The sequence below is a fragment of the Alicyclobacillus sp. SP_1 genome (assembly GCF_024706985.1).
Taxonomy (GTDB): Bacteria; Bacillota; Bacilli; order Alicyclobacillales; family Alicyclobacillaceae; genus Alicyclobacillus_I.
The window spans coordinates 1-19,676 of sequence record NZ_JAMCCX010000016.1 but is presented as its reverse complement, the minus strand read 5'-3'; the positions used below and the strand labels follow the sequence as shown (position 1 = coordinate 19,676).

The 19,676-nt window shown below is 55.1% G+C and carries 18 protein-coding genes; 17 read left to right on the top strand and 1 reads right to left on the bottom strand.

Annotation, left to right across the window (positions count from 1 at the left end; all coding sequences use genetic code 11):
• Positions 1-183 precede the first annotated feature (183 nt).
• The 17 genes from M4I36_RS04080 to M4I36_RS04000 all read left to right on the top strand — a co-directional run bounded on the left by M4I36_RS04080 (position 184) and on the right by M4I36_RS04000 (position 19,242).
• Positions 184-2,163 (top strand): heterodisulfide reductase-related iron-sulfur binding cluster, encoded by a 1,980-nt coding sequence (locus M4I36_RS04080; RefSeq protein WP_258110421.1) that lies wholly within the window; start codon positions 184-186, stop codon positions 2,161-2,163.
• Positions 2,164-2,306: 143 nt separating this feature from the next.
• Positions 2,307-3,488 (top strand): acetyl-CoA C-acetyltransferase, encoded by a 1,182-nt coding sequence (locus tag M4I36_RS04075; RefSeq protein WP_258110420.1) that lies wholly within the window; start codon positions 2,307-2,309, stop codon positions 3,486-3,488.
• Between the two features lie 104 nt (positions 3,489-3,592).
• Positions 3,593-4,447 (top strand): 3-hydroxybutyryl-CoA dehydrogenase, encoded by an 855-nt coding sequence (locus M4I36_RS04070; protein WP_258110419.1) that lies wholly within the window; start codon positions 3,593-3,595, stop codon positions 4,445-4,447.
• Positions 4,448-4,517: 70 nt separating this feature from the next.
• Positions 4,518-5,300, top strand: a complete 783-nt coding sequence (locus M4I36_RS04065; protein WP_258110418.1) for an enoyl-CoA hydratase/isomerase family protein — start codon at positions 4,518-4,520, stop codon at positions 5,298-5,300.
• Between the two features lie 9 nt (positions 5,301-5,309).
• A complete protein-coding gene (locus tag M4I36_RS04060) occupies positions 5,310-6,443 on the top strand; it encodes an acyl-CoA dehydrogenase (protein WP_258110417.1) in 1,134 nt (377 codons plus the stop codon).
• A 101-nt stretch (positions 6,444-6,544) separates the two neighbouring features.
• The gene (locus tag M4I36_RS04055) at positions 6,545-7,684 is read left to right on the top strand and encodes an acyl-CoA dehydrogenase (protein WP_258110416.1); all 1,140 of its coding nucleotides are present in this window, start codon (positions 6,545-6,547) and stop codon (positions 7,682-7,684) included.
• A gap of 14 nt (positions 7,685-7,698) precedes the next feature.
• The gene (gene meaB, locus M4I36_RS04050; RefSeq protein WP_258110415.1) at positions 7,699-8,643 is read left to right on the top strand and encodes a methylmalonyl Co-A mutase-associated GTPase MeaB; all 945 of its coding nucleotides are present in this window, start codon (positions 7,699-7,701) and stop codon (positions 8,641-8,643) included.
• Positions 8,644-8,795: 152 nt separating this feature from the next.
• Positions 8,796-9,332: a DNA-directed RNA polymerase subunit delta gene (gene rpoE / locus M4I36_RS04045; RefSeq protein WP_258110414.1), complete on the top strand. Its 537-nt coding sequence runs from the start codon at positions 8,796-8,798 to the stop codon at positions 9,330-9,332.
• Positions 9,333-9,485: 153 nt separating this feature from the next.
• On the top strand, positions 9,486-11,129 hold the full coding sequence (locus M4I36_RS04040; protein ID WP_258110413.1) for a CTP synthase: 1,644 nt from the start codon (positions 9,486-9,488) through the stop codon (positions 11,127-11,129).
• A 77-nt stretch (positions 11,130-11,206) separates the two neighbouring features.
• Positions 11,207-11,581, top strand: a complete 375-nt coding sequence (locus M4I36_RS04035) for a response regulator (protein WP_258110465.1) — start codon at positions 11,207-11,209, stop codon at positions 11,579-11,581.
• Positions 11,574-12,026 (top strand): 3-aminobutyryl-CoA ammonia lyase, encoded by a 453-nt coding sequence (gene kal / locus M4I36_RS04030; protein WP_258110412.1) that lies wholly within the window; start codon positions 11,574-11,576, stop codon positions 12,024-12,026. The genes M4I36_RS04035 and kal overlap by 8 nt, the downstream gene beginning before the upstream one ends.
• 2 nt (positions 12,027-12,028) lie before the next feature.
• Complete coding sequence (kce, locus tag M4I36_RS04025) at positions 12,029-12,847, top strand: 3-keto-5-aminohexanoate cleavage enzyme (protein WP_258110411.1); 819 nt, start codon at positions 12,029-12,031, stop codon at positions 12,845-12,847.
• Positions 12,848-12,860: 13 nt separating this feature from the next.
• Positions 12,861-13,577, top strand: coding sequence for a transaldolase family protein (locus tag M4I36_RS04020; RefSeq protein WP_258110410.1), 717 nt, complete (start codon positions 12,861-12,863; stop codon positions 13,575-13,577).
• Positions 13,578-13,634: 57 nt separating this feature from the next.
• Entirely contained in the window at positions 13,635-14,873 is a 1,239-nt protein-coding gene (locus M4I36_RS04015) for an LL-diaminopimelate aminotransferase (protein ID WP_258110409.1), read from the top strand.
• Between the two features lie 434 nt (positions 14,874-15,307).
• Positions 15,308-16,273 (top strand): class II fructose-bisphosphatase, encoded by a 966-nt coding sequence (gene glpX, locus M4I36_RS04010; protein WP_258110408.1) that lies wholly within the window; start codon positions 15,308-15,310, stop codon positions 16,271-16,273.
• Positions 16,274-16,447: 174 nt separating this feature from the next.
• A complete protein-coding gene (gene rho / locus M4I36_RS04005; protein WP_258110464.1) occupies positions 16,448-17,767 on the top strand; it encodes a transcription termination factor Rho in 1,320 nt (439 codons plus the stop codon).
• A gap of 185 nt (positions 17,768-17,952) precedes the next feature.
• A complete protein-coding gene (locus M4I36_RS04000) occupies positions 17,953-19,242 on the top strand; it encodes a radical SAM family protein (RefSeq protein WP_374985406.1) in 1,290 nt (429 codons plus the stop codon).
• A gap of 32 nt (positions 19,243-19,274) precedes the next feature.
• Here the strand turns inward: M4I36_RS04000 and M4I36_RS03995 are convergent, their stop codons facing one another.
• Complete coding sequence (locus tag M4I36_RS03995; RefSeq protein WP_258110407.1) at positions 19,275-19,475, bottom strand: hypothetical protein; 201 nt, start codon at positions 19,473-19,475, stop codon at positions 19,275-19,277.
• Positions 19,476-19,676: the final 201 nt, after the last annotated feature.

Sequence of the window (19,676 nt, the reverse complement as noted above, 5' to 3'; positions counted from 1 at the left end):
GCCATCGACGTCTCATGTCTCTTGCCGCACCAGAATGGCCATCAACGAAATGGCCGTCAACGAAATGGCTGTCATTGGACGAATCACGATTGTCCATCATGATGACTATCATTCTCGGCGGCGTGTTCGGTATACTGTCAGGGCATGTATTATTTCAGGGCATCCTGCAAGGAGGGCGCATTCATGGGTTACATCATTCAGGATATCGCATTTGTTCTCGTGTTTGGGACGGCGCTCTACCTATTCTTTTCGGCCGTCTTTGAGCGGTACCGGTTTTTGAAGTTGGCCGCACCAGACCCTACCCGTTTTGAAAACCCGGGCAAACGCTTTCGTAGCTTCGTCGTGAATGTGTTGGGCCAGCGAAAAGTCTTGGCCGAACCATCGGGGCTTGGGCACTTCTTTATCTTCTGGGGATTTTTATTTCTCGTTTTTGGAGATCTCGATTTTATCTCGTTTCACTTGTTCCATTGGAGTTTTCCTTGGGCTACTTCGCCAGTCTACCTGTTCATTGAGGAGATGTTCTCCTGGTTTGTGTTGGTTGCGATTGTAGTTGGGCTGATTCGCCGCTACATCCTAAAACCCATGCGCGTAGAGCAAACGTTTGAGGCGGGACTGATTCTTGGTTTGATTGGCACCATCGTCCTGACCTACTTTTTCGCCACAGGTGCGGATATGGCCTACGCAGGCAGCACAGGAGGTTGGTATTCGCCGATTGTTTCCCTGATTGCTCGCTGGTTTCACAATGTCTCTAAACCAGGGCTCCTCGCCATCAGTGATATTTGCTTTTGGATTCACATTTTGGCTATCTCGACGTTCCTTTATTTCATTCCGCGCTCCAAGCACGTGCACATGATTGGAGCTATGTTCAACTGGTATTTCCGCCGCTATGAGCCAGTTGGCAAGCTTCGGAAGCTGGACTTGGAGGACGAGTCCATTGAAGAGTTTGGCGTGGGTCAAATTCAACAGTTTACGTGGAAACAGTTGTTGGACGGCTACGCTTGTACCGAGTGCGGTCGTTGTCATGTCAGTTGTCCTGCGACCTTGTCAGGAAAATCCTTGTCCCCAAAACACTTGATTTTGAAGATGAAGGAAGCCATCGTGGCTGAGGGACCGGGTATGCTCGCGCAGATGGCAGCCGGCGCCGAGAACATCACGTCCGCTCCAGTCTTTGAGGGCGTATTCACGGAGGATGAGGTGTGGGCGTGTACTACCTGCCGAGCCTGTGAAGAGGCTTGTCCGGTAGCGAATGAACACGTGCAGGACATCATCGACCTGCGTCGGCATCTTGTTCTCACGGAAGGTAAGACTTCACCGGAAGTTACGAAAGTCTTTAGTAATTTGGAGCGGCAGTCGAACGAGTGGGGTATCCATCGCCGCGAGCGCGCAGCCTGGGTAGGCGATTTACCAGTGCGCACGATGGCTGAAGTCGAGGGCAAAGTGGAGTATCTGTACTTTGTGGGAACTGCTGCGTCTTACGATCAGCGCAGTCAGAAAATTGCTCAAGCCTTCGCCAAAGTTCTGCTTGCCGCGGGTGTGGATTTTGCCATTCTCGGCACAGAAGAGGAGAGCGATGGCGACTCAGCGCGGAGACTGGGAAATGAATTTCTCTATCAGGAATTTGTGCAGAAAAACATTGAGGTGTTTCAAGAGTACGGCGTGAAAAAAATCATCACGACAGACCCGCACGCCTTTAATACGTTCAAAAACGAATACCCGGATTTCGGCTTTACCGCAGAGGTCTACCACAGCACTCAATTTGCCGCTAAGCTTATTTCTGAAGGCAAGCTGAAGCCGCAAAAGCGCATTGAGAAGACCATCACCTATCATGACTCCTGCTATCTGGGGCGGTATAATGATGTGTACGATCCGCCGCGGTTCATCCTGGAATCCATACCTGGCGTGCGTTTGGTGGAGATGGAGCGCAGCCGCAACAAGAGCATGTGTTGCGGCGCTGGCGGCGGCGGGATGTTCAAGGAAGAAGGCGGCGCAGCTCGCATCAACGTGATGCGCGCCGAGCAGGCGCTGCAGACCGGCGCCGAGATTGTAGGAACGGCTTGTCCGTACTGCATGACGATGTTGATTGACGGCACGAAGGCGAATGGTGCCGAAGAGCGTCTTGAGACGTTTGACGTCATTGAGTTGTTGTCTCAATCGATTGCCTAAAGGTTTCGTTGTAGCGTGTAACCGGGGAGTTTCGCATCTTTGAGGAGCAAAGAAGGGCTGTTTCAGCCCTTCTTTGCTGCGATGATTGAGCGGTGAACTTTGCGATTCGAACTTTGTTATCATAGGAGAGGAGTGTCGCAGTCATGGAGGATGCAGTGATTGTCAGCGCGGCGCGCACGCCGTTCGGAAAATTTCAAGGTGGGCTGGCCCCAATGAAAGCGGTTCAACTGGGTGGTGTGGCTATTGCAGAGGCGCTGCAGCGGGCCAACATGGAGCCGGGAGACATCGATGAAGTCATGATGGGCATGGTGCTGCAAGCGGGAACAGGTCAGATTCCTGCCCGTCAAGCGGCGCGGTTGGCGGGAATACCTTGGGAGACACCCAGTCTCACCATCAACAAAGTCTGCGCGTCCGGGTTGCGGGCGGTGACGTTGGCCCGGGCAATGATACGCGCCGGTGAGGCGACGGCCATCGTTGCGGGAGGCATGGAAAGTATGTCGAATGCCCCTTATGCTCTACCGACCGCTCGTACGGGACAGCGCATGGGCGATGCTGCACTCGTCGACCTGATGGTTCATGATGGACTGACATGCGCGTTCCACAATGTCCATATGGCCGTATTGGGTAGTGAGGTCGCCGCGGAATACGGGATTACCCGGGAAGCACAAGATGAATTTTCCGTCCTAAGTCATCGCCGTGCTGTATCGGCTATTGACTCCGGGCGGATGGCGGACGAGATTGTGCCAGTGACGGTTGCCACGCGTAAGGGCGATACGCTCGTAGCGGTGGACGAAGGACCGCGCCGGGACACTTCGCTGGAGCAACTGGCTAGACTTTCTCCCGTGTTTGCGAAAGACGGCACGGTGACAGCCGGAAATGCGCCCGGTGTCAATGACGGATCAGCCGCGTTGGTTGTCATGGCCGAGAGCCGCAGTGTGGCAGAAGGCAAGGTGCCACTCGCCTATCTTCGTGGCACAGCCCAAGTTGGAGCGGAAGCGAAGTACATTGCGCTGACGCCTTCTTTAGCCATCCAAAAGTTGCTGGCACAGACGGGGCACACCGTGTCGGATATCGACCTGTTTGAAGTGAACGAAGCATTTGCGGCCGTGGCTTTGACGACAGCACAGCGGTTGAACCTTGATTTAGAACGTGTCAATGTCAATGGTGGCGCCGTTGCTCTGGGGCATCCGATTGGTGCGAGTGGGGCTCGGATTTTGACTACGCTCATCTATGAATTGCGGCGGCGCGGAGGCGGTCTCGGCATTGCCGCCATCTGCAGCGGCGCGGCGCAGGGCGATGCCGTTCTGGTGGAAGTGCCAGCTTGAGTTCGTTCCTCGTGCGTGCGAGTAGGTGCGTCTATGAATGGTCATGAATGGTTTTGCAGAATCATCGACCGCCGAAGGGTTGGTCGGAAGGAGCGGGATGCTGGGTGAAACAGATACAGTCGGTGATGGTCGTCGGTGCGGGTCAAATGGGCAGTGGCATTGCCCAGGTGGCAGCAGAAGCGGGGCTTGACGTCCTTTTGAATGATATTCAGGAGGACTTCGTGGAGCGCGGACTTCGCGTCATTCGCACGAACCTCGCGCGCAACGTGGAGAAGGGCAAAAAGACGGAAGCCGAAGCGAACGAGATTCTCGCCCGCATTCGCACATCCACAACACTCGCGGACGCGAAGCGAGTAGATATGGCGATTGAAGCGGCCACCGAGAACATGGAGATTAAGCGCAATATTTTCCGCCAACTGGACGAGGCACTTCCGGAAGGCGGAATTCTCGCTTCGAATACGTCGTCTTTGCCGATTACAGAAATTGCTGCCGTGACCAAGCGGCCAAATGATGTCATCGGGATGCATTTCATGAATCCGGTGCCTGTGATGAAGCTGGTCGAGGTCATCCGCGGACTCGCTACCAGCGATGAAGTCTATCAGACCGTTCATGCACTGGCCGAAAAGATGGGCAAGACAGCGGTCGAAGTGCAAGATTTTCCTGGCTTTGTGTCGAATCGCATCTTGCTGCCGATGATTAACGAAGCTATCTATTGTGTCTACGAAGGAGTAGCCACCCCGGAAGCGATTGATGAGGTCATGAAACTGGGCATGAACCATCCCATGGGTCCGCTGACCTTGGCGGACTTCATCGGACTCGACACGTGCTTGGCCATCATGGAAGTGTTGTACGAAGGATTTCGTGACAGCAAGTATCGCCCCTGTCCGCTCCTGCGCAAATATGTGAAAGCGGGTTGGCTCGGCAAGAAATCCGGTCGCGGCTTTTATGTCTACGAGTGAATCTGCCCACCTTTTTCGAGAGAATCTGAGAAGCAGGGAGCTAGAAGCAGGGAGTTAGAGGAGGATTCGCATGACGGATTTTCAATTCACAACACTGAACGTGGAAGGCCCTATTGGCTGGTTGACTCTGACGCGCGCGAAGCAACTGAACGCATTGAACCACCGCGTGATGGAGGAATTACACGAGCATCTCGCGGTCATCTCCAGCCATCCGGATATCAGAACCGTCATCCTCCGTGGTGAAGGGCGGGCTTTTGCGGCCGGAGCGGACATTGCGGAGATGGTCGATTTGCGCGTTACAGAGGCTGAGTACTTCTCGCGCCAAGGCCAAGACGTATTTGCCGAATTCGAGGCCTTGCCGCAACCGACCATCGCACTGATTCAAGGCTATGCGCTCGGCGGTGGATTGGAACTCGCTATGGCGTGTGACCTGCGAATTGCCGCAGAAGGAGCGAAGTTTGGACAACCGGAAGTGACGATTGGCGTTCTCCCCGGCTTTGCTGGCAGTCAGCGCCTGCCCCGCTTGATTGGCCAAGGGCGGGCACTGCACCTGCTGCTCACGGGCGATACGATTGACGCGGCGACAGCACTATCTTACGGGCTCGTGACACAAGTTGTGCCGGAAGCGGAGCTGGAGGCGGCAGGGCGAACGCTCGCTGAAAAGTTCGGCGCGTTGCCAAAATCGGCGTTGGCTCTGGTCAAACGAGCCGTCTATGAAGGGGATTCCATGGATTTAAGGCATGGTGCGGCTCACGAGGCGGCCTTGTTTGGTCTTGCCTTTTCAACCGCCGACAGGCAGGAAGGCATGCGTGCTTTTGTCGAGCGGCGTAAACCCGAGTTCCGAGGAGAGTGAGCGAGACCGATGGACTTCGAATTCACAGCGGAACAGCGCGATATGCAGCAGTTGGTGCGGCAGTTTGCCCGGGACGTGATTGTCCCACGCGCCGCCGAGATTGATGAGCGGGACGAATTTCCGCGCGATATCGTGAAGGAGATGGCCAAACTTGGCATTCTCGGTTTACCCATCCCGGAGGCGTGGGGTGGCGTAGGCGCAGATTTCGTGTCGTACATTCTCGCCATTGAAGAAATTTCCTACGCTTCAGCGGCCCTCGGGGTGGTACTTGCCGTGCACACGTCGGTCGGCACGTTCCCCATCCTCTACTTTGGCAGTGAGGAGCAAAAACGCAAGTATGTGCCCAAACTCGCCAGCGGCGAGTTCCTCGGAGCGTTTGCATTGACCGAGCCCGGGGCTGGATCGGACGCATCGTCCATTCGCACGCGCGCCGTCCGGGACGGAGACACGTACGTGTTGAACGGGAGCAAAGTGTTCATCACAAACGGTGGTGAGGCCGATGTCTACTGCGTGTTCGCCGTCACCAATCCAGCCGAAGGAAGTCATGGGGTGACTGCCTTTTTGGTGGATCGCGATACGCCAGGCTTTCAAATTGGCCGCAAGGAGCGGAAAATGGGGCTGCATGGGTCGTCGACCGCAGAACTGCTGTTTGAGGACGCGCGCATCCCCATGGACAATCGACTGGGCGCTGAAGGAGAAGGCTTTACCATCGCCATGCGCATGCTTGACACGGGGCGTATTGGTATCGCGGCGCAGGCGCAGGGGATTATGCGCGCGGCGTTTGATGCGGCCAATCGCTATGTGCGCAATCGCAGGCAGTTTGGCAAAGATCTCTTCCAGTTTCAGTCGGTTCAGTTCACGCTCGCTGACATGGCGACGAAGATTGAAGCCTCGCACTGGCTGATTTATAACGCGGCATTTCGGAAGATGCGTGACCTGCCATGCGCCAAAGAGGCATCGATGGCCAAATTGTTCGCATCGGATGCGGCGATGCAGATTACGACGGATGCTGTGCAGTTGTTTGGTGGATACGGGTACATGGCGGATTATCATGTGGAGCGATTCATGCGCGACGCGAAAGTCACACAAATTTATGAAGGTAGCAATCAAATTCAGCGGATTGTCATTTCCAGACACATTTAACGGTCAGAACCGACCGTCGTTGACCGGCCTCTGGGCCATGGTTGATGATTGTACAGGCTAAGCTTGCAGACGTGCGAATTGACTAAGGGAGCGGATTTTCTGTGAAATTCACATTGGATAAAGAGCATCAGCAACTGCGCGAGTTGGTGAGGTCGTTTGCGGAGAAAGAAGTGGCGCCGGGAGCGGCGGATCGCGATGAGAAAGAGTACTTTGACCGCAGTCTTTTTGACAAGATGGGCGAACTCGGTATAACCGGCATTCCTTGGCCGGAGGAATACGGCGGAGCGGGTATGGACTTTCTCGGCTATGTGATTGCGGTGGAGGAACTGTCTCGCGTTTGTGCGTCGACGGGCGTGGTGCTGTCGGCTCACACGAGCTTGGCTGGCTGGCCGCTTTACAAATTTGGAACCGAGGCGCAAAAGCAGAAGTACTTGAAGCCGATGGCCGAAGGTAAAACCCTCGGGGCGTATGGGTTGACCGAGCCCGGTAGCGGATCGGACGCGGGAGGTATGCGCACGACCGCTCGCCTAGACGGGGACAGCTATGTGCTCAGTGGCAATAAAGTGTTCATCACCAACGGTGACGCAGCCGAGACGTATGTCGTCTTTGCGGCGACCGACCGCAGCAAGAAGACGCGCGGGGTGACGGCGTTTATTGTGGAGAAAGGAATGCCGGGATTTCGCATTGGCAAGCATGAGAAGAAAATGGGCATCCGTGGGTCGACCACGGTCGAACTCATTTTTGAGGACTGCCGCGTGCCGGTCGAGAATCGCCTCGGCGAGGAGGGCTTTGGCTTCAAGATTGCCATGATGACGCTCGATGGTGGGCGCAACGGCATTGCCGCGCAGGCGGTTGGGATTGCCCAAGGGGCATTTGAAGCGGCGCGGGATTACGCCAAGACGCGTGAGCAGTTTGGCGCACCGATTGCCGACCTGCAGGCGATACAGTTCAAACTCGCGGACATGGCGACGAAAATCGAAGCGGCTCGCTTGCTCACTTATCAGGCGGCTTGGCTTGAGTCGGAGGGATTGCCATACGGACAGGCGTCAGCCATGAGCAAGGTGTTCGCGTCCGACATCGCCATGCAGGTGACGACCGAAGCGGTGCAGGTGTTTGGTGGGTACGGGTTCATCCGCGAGTATCCAGTGGAGCGCATGATGCGGGATGCCAAAATCACGCAAATTTATGAGGGGACCAACGAAATCCAACGCCTGGTCATCGCCCGCAATCTGTTGAAATAGAGGAGAGAGAGCTGGTGCATCCACTCGTTTCGCGCATTCTTCAGGGTGACGTGCGGGCGGTCGCAAAGGCGCTGTCCGTCGTCGAAGGGGAGTCGCCAGAGCGGCGTGAGGTCTTGCACGACCTCTATCCGTTCGCAGGTCGGTCGCACGTGGTGGGCCTGACCGGGTCGCCTGGTGCGGGCAAGAGCACGTTGGTCGATGTCTTGCTGCGCCATCTGCGCAAGCAGGACCTGCGCGTTGGTGTGCTCGCGGTGGACCCGTCCAGTCCGTTTACGGGTGGGGCGCTTTTGGGCGATCGCGTTCGAATGACGGCACACAGCGCCGACCCTGGGGTGTTCATTCGGAGCATTGGCACGCGCGGAGGTCTCGGTGGTTTGGCGGCGTCCACGGAGGATATGCTTCATGTCCTCGAAGCGTACGGTTGCGATGTGATTCTACTCGAGACGGTGGGGGTTGGACAGTCTGAATTGGATGTGCTGACTGTCGCGGACACCGTCGTGCTTGTGCTCACCCCCGGCTCGGGCGACAGCATTCAGACCGCAAAGGCGGGTATTATGGAAATTGCCGACATCTTTGTCGTCAACAAAGATGACCTTCCCGGCAGTGATGCGTTGGTGCGCGAAATTCAGTTGATGTTGCACGACAAGCGCAGCTACCGAGAAGAGTGGAAGCCGCCGATTGTCCGTACGCGTGGGGCCGAAGGGGTGGGGTTGGAAGCACTGGTTGCAGCCATGGAGGCCCACCGCGACCATCTTCGCGAGAGTGGGTACTGGGAGGCACGTCGGAGACGGCGGCTTGAGGCCGATGTGGAGCGAGCGCTGGTGGCGCGTTTTCGCCGCCACTTTGCCACTTCCGTGCGCGAAAGCGAGGAGTGGAAGCAGGTGTGGGCGAGTGACGAGCGGGATCCGCAAAAAATTGCTGACGATTTGATGGTTTTATTTCCATGGATGACCTTGTGATTCTGTTCCCGTCTTATGATATAATCCACACATTTGGAGTGAGTGGATACCGAGGCAGACTCCCTGGCAAGCCGTCACTGGGTCGTTTTCACCAGTCCCGTTTCCAGGTACGCCAGCCGGGTGTGCCTCTTTGCCTTGAGGAGGAGTTGTGAATGGCGGTTGCACTGAAAAAGAGCAGCGACGAGATTCGGCAAATGCCGCTCGTGGAATTAGTGTACGAAATCCTCAAAACCAAACGGGAGCCACTCTATTTCCGCGATATTATGCGGGAGATTCAGACGTTGCGCTCGATGAGCGACAGCGAGGTGCAGGATGTCATCGCACGCCTCTACACCGAGGTTAACGTGGATGGGCGGTTTACCTGTGTGGGGCAAAATGTCTGGGGATTGATTCGTTGGTACCCAGTCGATAAAACCAGTCACAGTGGGGTCGGGAAAAAATTCATTCGGCGTTCCGGGGATGCATTCAGCGAAGAGGATGAAGAAGACGCCTTTGAAGAGGATGCCGTGCCAGAAGAAGACGCGGATGCAGAAGTTGATGCATTTGCCGATGTCTTAGAAACTGCAGACGACTTGGCGGACGAAGACGATTTAGAAGACGCCGATGGCGACGATGCCGAGGAAGAATTCACCGAAGAGCCTCTGCTCGAAGAGGACGAGGAAGACGACGAAGAAGAAGACGAGGACTGATTTGCCTCAGGGCTCTGACACCAGAGGCGCGTTCTGGAAAAATCCCAGAACGCTTCTTTTTGTGCGAGAGGGCGAGCGGCAAAGGACGATGCTCGCCCCTCGGTTGTGACGGAACGACTGCAAGTGCGGTATCACCATTGGGGAGGAACTACCATGTCCACGAAATTCATCTTTGTCACAGGCGGAGTGGTATCTGGCCTGGGCAAAGGCATCACTGCTGCATCGCTCGGGCGCCTGTTGAAAAATCGAGGATTGAATGTGACCATACAGAAGTTCGATCCATACATCAATATTGACGCGGGCACGATGTCGCCCTATCAACATGGAGAGGTCTTTGTGACCGAAGATGGTGCCGAAACGGATTTGGACCTCGGTCATTATGAGCGGTTCATCGACATCAACTTGACACAGGCCAACAATGTCACAAGTGGCAAGGTGTACTGGTCGGTCATCACCAAAGAACGCCGAGGAGACTATCTCGGTGGGACAGTCCAAGTCATACCGCACGTGACCGCAGAAATTAAGGAACGCATCCTCCAAGCGGCAACTCCTCACACAGATATCGTCATTACGGAAATTGGTGGAACAGTTGGAGACATTGAGAGCTTGCCATTTCTCGAAGCCATTCGAGAGATGAAAGGGGAAGTGGGGCGGCAAAACGCACTCTACCTCCACGTGACCCTCATTCCGTATCTGCGCATGGCGAGTGAAGTCAAGACCAAGCCCACGCAGCACAGCGTGGCTGAGCTTCGTTCCATCGGGATCACCCCAAATATTATCGTCTGCCGCACCGAAGTCCCACTTTCCATTGAGGTCAAAAAGAAAATCGCCCTCTTCTGCGACACAGACATGGACTCGGTCATTGAGAATCGTGATGCGGACAACCTCTATGAGGTGCCGCTGATGCTCCAGCAAGAGGGATTGGACGACATTGTCCTGCAACATCTCGGCATGCAGGCTCCGGAGCCGGATATGACCGAGTGGCGCGAGATGGTGCACGCGGTGGCCAATTTGCACCACCAAGTGACAATAGCGGTCGTGGGCAAGTACGTCGCGCTGCCAGACGCGTATGCGAGCGTGGCGGCCGCCTTGCATCACGGTGGATTTGCGCATGATGCGAGTGTCGACATTCGATGGATACAGTCCGAAGACGTGACCTCCGACAACGTGGCTGATTTACTGGCTGGAGTGGATGGCATTCTGGTGCCAGGAGGATTTGGCGATCGCGGTATCGAAGGGAAGATTGTGGCGGGCCAGTACGCTCGGGAGCACAACATCCCCTACTTTGGCATTTGTCTCGGCATGCAGACGGCGGTCATTGAGTATGCTCGTCACGTGCTGGGCTGGGACGATGCGCACAGTAGTGAATTTGACCCGTCGACGGCTCACCCGGTCATCGACCTTCTCGAGGACCAAAAGGACGTTGCGGACAAAGGCGGAACCATGCGACTGGGGGCATACCCTTGCCAATTGGCAGGCGGGTCGAGAGCGCGCCAGGCGTATGTGGAGGAGTTGGTGCACGAGCGGCATCGTCATCGGTACGAGTTTAATAACACATTTCGGGACGAACTGCAGGAAGCGGGGATGCTCATCTCGGGCACGTCTCCCGATGGGCACTTGGTGGAAATCGTCGAGTTGCCAAATCACCCGTGGTTTGTTGGCGTTCAGTTCCATCCGGAGTTTACGTCTCGCCCCAATCGAGCTCAACCTCTCTTTCGCGATTTTGTGGGAGCGGCGCTCGCTCGCGGCCGTGGGTCCGCATCGTCTCCAATGAAGGGATTTGCAGGTCAATTATAAAGTTCTTTGCGGGGTCTGGGGAGTCGAGCAGAGTGGAGTGGTACTGGAATGGGACCAGTCAAGGGAGTGCAACCAATATGTCGCATAAAATTTTAGTCGTGGATGACCAGTTTGGTATTCGAATCCTCTTGCAAGAAGTGTTGGAGCGAGAGGGGTATCACACGTTTTTGGCGGCAAATGGCGCCACCGCGCTGGAACTTTTTGAGCGGGAGTCGCCCGATTTGGTCTTGCTGGATATGAAAATCCCGGGCATGGACGGTTTGGAAATTTTAAGGAATTTGCGCAAGTTGAATCAAACGACGCGAGTGATTATGATGACGGCTTACGGGGAGCTCGACTTGATTCAAGAGGCCATGCAAATGGGGGCACTCTCTCATTTCACGAAGCCATTTGACATTGATGAACTGCGCGAAGCAGTCCACGAACAACTGCGAGGTGACGCGATTGATTGAACAGGAAGCGGGTCTAGAAGAGTGTGTCATCCGACTGCGCATGAGCCATCACGATGCGCACTATGGGGGGCAACTGGTAGACGGCGCGAGGATGCTCGGGTTGTTCGGCGACGTGGCGACGGAATTGCTCATCCGCCTCGATGGCGACGAGGGTCTGTTTGTCGCCTATGACAAGGTAGAATTCCGGGCGCCTGTATATGCTGGCGATTATATCGAGGCGCGCGGCCGTATCACCCGAGTCGGAAAGACGTCGCGGGCCATGGAGTTTACAGCCTACAAGGTCGTTGAAGCGAATATTTTGCCAGACGTTCCCTCGGCAGCGCGCGCGCTTGACCCGCCGCAAGTGGTGACGTATGCCACGGGTACTTGCGTTGTACCGTTGGCATTGCAACGACATCAGCGCGGAACCTCTGAAGGCATAGAAGAGTCTTCCAAGGGGGAGTGAGCATGGAGCCACTTATGATTACAGCGGCCATGGTGGGTGCGGAAGTGACACGTGAACAACAGCCGCATCTACCCATCACTCCCAAAGAAATTGGCGTAGCCGCGGCGGAGTGTGCGGCTGCAGGAGCGAGTATCATCCATCTCCACGTGCGCACCGCCGATGGACGCCCTACTCAAGATAAGGACATCTTTGCCGAAGCGATTGCAGAAATTCGCTCTCGAACAGATGCCATCGTGCAAGTGTCTACGGGTGGCGCCGTTGGAATGTCGGCAGAAGAGCGCCTTCAGCCTGTTTTTCTTCGTCCCGAAATGGCAACGCTGACATGTGGGACGGTTAATTTCAGTGACGACGTCTTCATGAATTCTCCATCGGACTTGCGTCGTTTTGCAGAAACCTTGCAACGTCACGGTGTGCGCCCCGAATTTGAGATTTTTGACGCAGGAATGATAGCGAATGCCTTGCACTTAGCCAAGCTCGGCTTGGTCACGCCGCCTTATCACTTTGACTTTGTGCTCGGAGTGCCAGGTGCCTTGCCAGCTACGCCTAAAAATCTTCAATTCTTGGTGGATTCGCTGCCCGAAGGTGCAACGTACAGCGTTGCCGGAATGGGTCGGCATCAACTGACGCTGGGCACTCTCTCTATTGTGATGGGTGGACACGTGCGGGTGGGATTTGAAGACAATATCTACTACCGCAAAGGAGTTCTGGCGGACAGCAACGCTCAATTGGTCGCGCGAATGAAGCGCTTGGCAGACGAGTTAGAGCGCCCCGTGGCCACGCCAGACGAGGCGCGCAAGATGCTCGGCATTGTGCGTTCGTAGGAGAGGAGCACTCATGGAATTCTTGCTCGATTCCGTCGACATTCGAGAGGCGAAATTGGTCGCCTCTTGGGGCGTTCTTCGCGGGGTGACGCTGAACCCACTGGCGTTGCATCAACACGGACTTCCGACCGAAGAAGCGGTGAGTGTATTCGCGGAGTTCGTCGATGGGCCTATCTTTGCCGCCACCAACAAGTTGGATGCGGTCGGCATTGTTGCGGAAGCGGAAGTGTTGCGGCAAGTGAGCGAGAAAGTCGTCCTCAATGTCCCTCTGACCGCAGAGGGTCTGCGTGCCATCCACGAGATTTCGCAGCGGGGTGGAAAAGCGGCGGCGACGCTCGTCTACACGGTGCCTCAAGCTTTGCTCGCGGCTCAAGCGGGATGTGCCTACATTTGTCCTTTTCTCGGACGAAACGAGGACATTTCAGAAGACGGAGCGAGCCTCATGAGAGAGATGGTGGGTATTTACCGCAACTACGCTCTTCCGACGAAAGTACTGGCCACGAGCCTTCGCCATCCGCTGCATGTTCTGCAGGCAGCGCGCGCGGGTGCGCATGGTGCAGTCTGTTCGTTAGACGTCATGGATGCCATGATTCGGCATCCGTTGACGGACTTGGAAATTGAGCGAGATTTAATGGAGTGGAGCACTTTGCACAAGCCGAGCGTGGACCAAGGTTGGACGCGTGTAGGGATAGAAGTAGCGGATGAAGCGCATTCACCCAATGAGGAGTAACCGGAGCGGGAAAAGTTTTGACCAGAACTAAAAATAGGGAGCTGGGAGGGGTAGCGCATGTCAGAGGCATGGATTCGGGACTTGTTTGCAGAACGAATTGGTGGAAGCAATTTTGGATTGGATACGGTGATTTATAAATTCGAGCGGATTAAGCGAGCCAAAGCGGCAGCGCTGGCTGCTCATCCAGAGCGGACCATCATCGACATGGGGGTGGGCGAACCGGATGAGCCAGCTCGTAAAGAGGTGGCAGACGCACTGTATCATGCCGCTCTTCAACCGGAGAATCGCTTTTATGCGGACAACGGCATTCATGCTTACAAAGTGGCTGCGGCGCGCTACCTGTCTGAAGTCTACGGCGTTCATGGGTTGAATCCCGAGACGCAAATCAATCACAGCATTGGGTCTAAGCCAGCACTAGCCGCTCTTCCGTTTGCGTTTGTCAATCCGGGGGATGTGGTGCTGCAGACGGTTCCAGGATATCCAGTGTTGGCGACCCTCTCCACGTGGCTCGGCGGTTCGGCTTACAATCTTCCGATTTATCCGGGGAATGACTATTTGCCGGATTTGTCCTCTATTCCGGATGAAGTGTGCCGACGCGCGAAGTTATTCTATTTGAACTATCCGAACAACCCAACGGGAGCGGTTGCACCTCCTTCTTTCTTTGAAAAGTTGGTCGATTTTGCACGCCAACATCACATTCTCGTCGTACACGACAACGCCTACGGTGCCCTCACCTTCGATGGGCATGCACCGTTTTCGTTCTTGTCTGTTCCCGGTGCTGTGGATGTCGGTGTAGAAATTCATTCCATGTCGAAAGCATTCAATATGACGGGCTGGCGTCTCGGTTTTGTCGCCGGCAATGAACAAGTGGTCAAAGCGTTCGCGACCGTGAAAGACAATCAGGATTCGGGTCAGTTTCGGGCGATTCAGATTGCATCCGCCGAAGCATTGGCGCATCCAGAGTGGACGGTGGAAACGGCAGCGAAATACTCGCGGCGCCACAACAAGTTGGTCGACGTGCTTCAGTCCTGCGGTTTCCCGGCCATTAAGCCGAAAGCGTCGTTTTTTCTGTACGTGCAAGCTCCGCGTGCTGCGGAAGGTGGCCCATCGTTTGAAAATGCCGCCGAGTTTTCCGAGTATCTCATCCAGGAATTCTCCATTTCAACTGTGCCTTGGGATGATGCGGGGCATTTTGTCCGCTTCTCTGTCACCTATGAAGCAGATGGTGAAGCAGATGAAGATGTCGTCATGGAGGAATTAAAAAGACGTCTGTCGCGTGCTCGGTTTGTTTTTTAGTCTGGGTTGCGGCAAAATGATATATTTGCCATTTTGACAGGCTGAGGGGTTTGTCACTATACTGAGCATATGAGTGAGTCCGAATCCTTCGGACTTTACCCCTTGTTTCGGAACAATCAATTCATCCTTCCTCTTCTTCTAAATTCAGTGAGTAACCTCGCTTGTCGCGAGGAAACCATCCACGGGGCGGAAGTTCTGGTACTTTCCCGGTTTACGTATGTTTGCAAGGACAGGTCTCGTCCAGCTCTATCGTCATGAGGCGTGGAATCTATAAGATGGCAGCACCCTACCACTCATGCGAGACATGCTCGTTTGTGAAAAGTGCGTCAATGTTCTAATGCCATCCGAGGAACTCTCATGTCATCTCAACCGAATTTGTCGGTTGCGGAGCAGAGCAACTAGTCATCTTTCACAAGAGGAGTGTTTTCCGCGCCATGGAACGAGAATTGGCTTTGGAAATTGTCCGAGTAACGGAAATGGCCGCACTGAAGAGCGCCCGTTGGATGGGGCTTGGACAGAAAAACGAGGCCGATGGTGCTGCCACCAACGCCATGCGGATGATGTTTGACACCGTTCATATGGATGGAACCGTGGTGATTGGTGAAGGTGAAATGGACGAAGCCCCCATGCTTTACATCGGCGAACGGCTAGGGACAGGCACAGGTCCACAGTTGGACGTTGCGGTCGACCCACTGGAGGGCACGAACATTGTCGCCAAAGGGCAGTGGAATGCGATGGCGGTGGTCGCGGTCGCCCCGCGTGGCACCTTGTTGCATGCTCCGGACATGTATATGGACAAGATTGCGGTGGGACCCAAGGCGCGTGGTCGTGTCCATTTGGACGCCACTGTCCGAGAAAACTTGGTAGCTGTTGCCGAGGCCACGGAAAAGTCCATTTCAGACGTCGTCGTGGTCATCATGGACCGACCTCGTCATGAGCATTTGATTGAGCAGGTTCGCAGTGCCGGTGCGCGAATCAAATTGATTCAAGATGGGGATGTTGCTGGTGCACTGAACACGGCCTTCGACGACACTGGGGTGGATTTGTTGCTCGGTGCGGGAGGTGCCCCGGAAGGTGTGCTGGCGGCAGCGGCGCTCAAATGTCTCGGCGGGGACTTCATGGGGCGACTTCTCCCGGAAAATGATGAACAACGCGCGCGCTGCCGTGCGATGGGCATTGAAGATGTAGGGAAGGTTCTCGAATTGTCCGCTCTCGTCCGGGGCGAGGACGCGATTTTTGCGGCATCGGGTGTTACGGATGGCGAACTGCTGCGCGGCGTTCGTTTCCTCACACGCAACCAGGCGCGCACCCACTCGATTGTCATGCGTGCCAAGACAGGCACGGTTCGCTTCGTCGACGCACTGCATGACCTAGCACGGAAACCAGCCATGGGCGACTGAGTACAGCGAGCGGCTTCTGGCCGCAATCCGCCAATGCGCGTGTGCATAGACGAGTGCATAGAATGGTCGTTGTAACGTAGGGTAAAAGAGATGGCATTCCCTTCTGTCCGAAGTACGGGAACAGATGGGCAGAAAGGCGCACATACAGAGTCGTGGAATGCTCAAACGGGAAGAATGTGGGGGACTTACTTGGATATCAAAGAGCTAGAAGAGAAAAAATTGACAGAGCTCTACAAATTCGCTAAGGAATTTCAGATACCATACTACGGAAACATGAAGAAGCGCGAGCTGATTTTCGCCATTCTCAAGGCGCAGGCTGAGAAAGATGGCTTGATGTTCGCGGAAGGCGTTTTGGAAATTATGCAGGATGGCTTCGGATTTCTCCGGCCGATTGGATATCTGCCCAGCACGGAAGACATCTATGTCGCCGCGTCTCAAATTCGCCGCTTTGATTTGCGGACAGGAGACTTGGTTTCGGGCAAGGTTCGCGCGCCCAAGGAGAACGAACGATACTTTGGATTACTGCACGTGGAGGCGGTCAACGGCTACAGCCCAGAAATCGCGGCAGAGCGCCTGCACTTTCCGGCACTAACCCCTCTCTTCCCGAATTCGCGCATTCAGTTGGAAACAACCCCTGAGCATCTCTCGACGCGTGTTATCGACCTATTCGCTCCGGTTGGCTTCGGCCAGCGCGGTCTCATCGTTGCCCCGCCGAAGGCTGGCAAAACTGTGCTCCTCAAAGAAATCGCACACAGCATTGCAACCAATTATCCAAATGCCCAGTTGTTTGTTCTACTCATTGACGAACGGCCTGAGGAAGTCACCGACATGCAGCGGTCCGTCCGTGGCGAAGTGGTCGCGTCCACGTTTGATGAAGTCCCTGAAAATCACATCAAAGTCGCGGAACTGGTCCTTGAACGGGCGATTCGCTTGGTCGAGCACAAGCAAGATGTCGTCATTCTCTTGGATAGCATCACGCGGCTAGCCCGCGCTTACAACCTCGTGGTACCACCGAGTGGGAGAACTCTTTCCGGTGGTATTGACCCGGCAGCGTTCCACCGTCCTAAGCGATTTTTTGGGGCTGCTCGGAAGGTTGAGGAGGGTGGCAGTTTGACCATTTTGGCCACCGCCTTGGTGGAGACGGGTTCTCGCATGGACGATGTCATCTACGAGGAGTTTAAGGGTACTGGCAATTTGGAATTGCATTTGGACCGCCGTTTGTCCGAGAAACGAGTCTTCCCAGCTCTCGACATCCGCCGGTCAGGCACTCGTCGTGAAGAAATGCTCATGCCTCGCGATGAATTAGAAAAAGTCTGGGCCATTCGCAAGTCGATGGGTGAGAATCAGGACTTCACGGAGATGTTTCTTCGCAAATTCCGCCACTACAAGACCAATGCAGAGTTTCTCGATTCGTTGTCATTGCAGCGCGAGAAAAAGCCAGCACCATCCGCGCCTCACCCTGCTTCTGCCGCCCCCGTACCAGCGAGCGTCTAAACCGCGAGCGATTGGCGACACTGTGACTAGTTTGTGGTTTTTATCAGGCGACAGATTCCATAAGAGTCTTGTGTTGCTTGCGGCGGTAGCTTGGCCGTGCCCTCATGAGAAGTGCTTGACCATGTATGTATAAGGCTGTGTGCACCCTGCCAGCCGAGCAGGCACAAAAGAAGGAAGGGAACTGTGTGAAAACCCCAAAACTTCTCTACGCCAATGCGGCAGGGGAAGTCATGGACCATCCGCGGTATCTAGCCCCCGGTCGAACTGGCGATTATCTGACTGATGTCGAACCTCATGAATGGATTCCGCTGCCGGAAGGAGCAACGCTCACCTGGCTGCCAGGAACGCGCGCTATTGGCATTCGTCCTGAAGATGGGCAACTCGAAGCCCTGCCGACCTCCTGTTATGCGGTTGGAGCTCTTTTGCCGCAAGGCTACACCCGGTTGTTCTTGCCGGGCTATAGTAAACGCGCAAAAGAAGAGGAGACCCTCCCGCTGTTTGGTTATACTGCCGTTGGGTGGCACAAGGATGCGTTTGTCGTTGCGGCTCATCCGACGGATGCATCGGATGAATGGAACCCAGAGACTGTCTCCGAGGCGGACGTAGAAGCCGCCGTTCAGCGGGTCCTGCAAACCTTTCCGGAAAACCGCCTCTTCGCGCATTTATCCCATTGTGCCTTGGTGTATGGTTGTATGACGGCGCGAAACACGTTTCTCGGCCGTCAAGAAGGAGCGATTCCTGCATCCAATGTCTGCAATGCCGCGTGTGTCGGATGCATTTCAGAACAACCGGAGGGTGCTCCGTTCCCAGCTCCACAGACGCGTCTGACGTTTCGTCCGACGGTCGAGGAGATGGTGGAGGTGATGCACGCGCATATTCAACAGAATCCGCGTGGAGTTGTTTCTTTTGGGCAGGGCTGTGAGGGTGAGCCATCAACGCGTTTTCTGGACATTGCCAAATCCATTCGCGCTTTGCGAGAGCGTACGTCCGATGGATACGTGAACATCAATACGAACGCGGGGTTTACCCGCGGAATTCAGCGCATTGTCGACGCAGGGTTGAATTTGATGCGGGTTTCCACCATCAGCGCCATTCCTGAGCATTATGATGCGTATTATCGACCTCGTCAGTATAAGGTTTCTGATGTTGAAGCTTCCTTGGCTTATGCAGCCGACCACGGCGTTTATACGTCCATTAATTATCTAGTATTTCCGGGGGTCTCAGACCGCGAAGAAGAGGTTGAGGCGATGGCTGCGTTTTTGCGACGGGCAAAGGTCAAACTAGTCCAGATGCGGAATTTAAACATCGACCCGGAGTATTATCTGCGGATAGTCCCCCAACGGAAGGGGGACATTCTTGGTATGGTCGACATGATGGATGTTCTGAAGTCAGAGTGCACAGGCCTTGAAATTGGCTCTTACACGCACGTTCCGCCTGTTCAACACAACGGAGTTCAAACTCAGCACGCCCATTGACTGTCTTGCTCCTTGCTCGTTACCGTTAAGACTTAGTGTTGCTGGACGGAAGTGGTCACGTCGTCGTAGTAGTCAGGCGGTTCGTGGATTTGTGGAGCGTTTGTGACGGCGGCGCTCGTCGCGTCGTAGTAGTCGGGTGGTTCGTGGACTTGCGGGCTAGTCGTGTGCAGCATGGGCATGGTGAGTGCGAAAAGGGCGAAAGCTACGGTGGTTAGGCCAAGCCATTTTTTCATAAAGTCACTCTCCTCTCTGCGTACTTGTTTCGGCCAGTCGTCGTCCTGTATCCATCTCTGAACTGGCACCTCGACTATACGATGGGGCTTTCATGCCATCAATTATTGGAAGTGAAAATTCGCGTTCTTAAGCAGTCCTGTAATGAAGCAATTTAAGATTTGCTAGATTAAAAAACCTCCTGGTATCGTGGTAGGTGACGA

Excerpts from the sequence above, each read along its gene's own strand:
- M4I36_RS04080 (WP_258110421.1), top strand. The coding sequence starts at position 184 with ATGGGTTACATCATTCAGGATATCGCATTTGTTCTCGTGTTTGGGACG.
- M4I36_RS04075 (WP_258110420.1), top strand. The coding sequence starts at position 2,307 with ATGGAGGATGCAGTGATTGTCAGCGCGGCGCGCACGCCGTTCGGAAAA.
- M4I36_RS04065 (WP_258110418.1), top strand. The coding sequence starts at position 4,518 with ATGACGGATTTTCAATTCACAACACTGAACGTGGAAGGCCCTATTGGC.
- M4I36_RS04060 (WP_258110417.1), top strand. The coding sequence starts at position 5,310 with ATGGACTTCGAATTCACAGCGGAACAGCGCGATATGCAGCAGTTGGTG.
- rpoE (WP_258110414.1), top strand. The coding sequence starts at position 8,796 with ATGGCGGTTGCACTGAAAAAGAGCAGCGACGAGATTCGGCAAATGCCG.
- M4I36_RS04040 (WP_258110413.1), top strand. The coding sequence starts at position 9,486 with ATGTCCACGAAATTCATCTTTGTCACAGGCGGAGTGGTATCTGGCCTG.
- M4I36_RS04035 (WP_258110465.1), top strand. The coding sequence starts at position 11,207 with ATGTCGCATAAAATTTTAGTCGTGGATGACCAGTTTGGTATTCGAATC.
- kce (WP_258110411.1), top strand. The coding sequence starts at position 12,029 with ATGGAGCCACTTATGATTACAGCGGCCATGGTGGGTGCGGAAGTGACA.
- M4I36_RS04020 (WP_258110410.1), top strand. The coding sequence starts at position 12,861 with ATGGAATTCTTGCTCGATTCCGTCGACATTCGAGAGGCGAAATTGGTC.
- M4I36_RS04015 (WP_258110409.1), top strand. The coding sequence starts at position 13,635 with ATGTCAGAGGCATGGATTCGGGACTTGTTTGCAGAACGAATTGGTGGA.
- glpX (WP_258110408.1), top strand. The coding sequence starts at position 15,308 with ATGGAACGAGAATTGGCTTTGGAAATTGTCCGAGTAACGGAAATGGCC.
- rho (WP_258110464.1), top strand. The coding sequence starts at position 16,448 with ATGTGGGGGACTTACTTGGATATCAAAGAGCTAGAAGAGAAAAAATTG.
- M4I36_RS03995 (WP_258110407.1), bottom strand. The coding sequence starts at position 19,475 with ATGAAAAAATGGCTTGGCCTAACCACCGTAGCTTTCGCCCTTTTCGCA.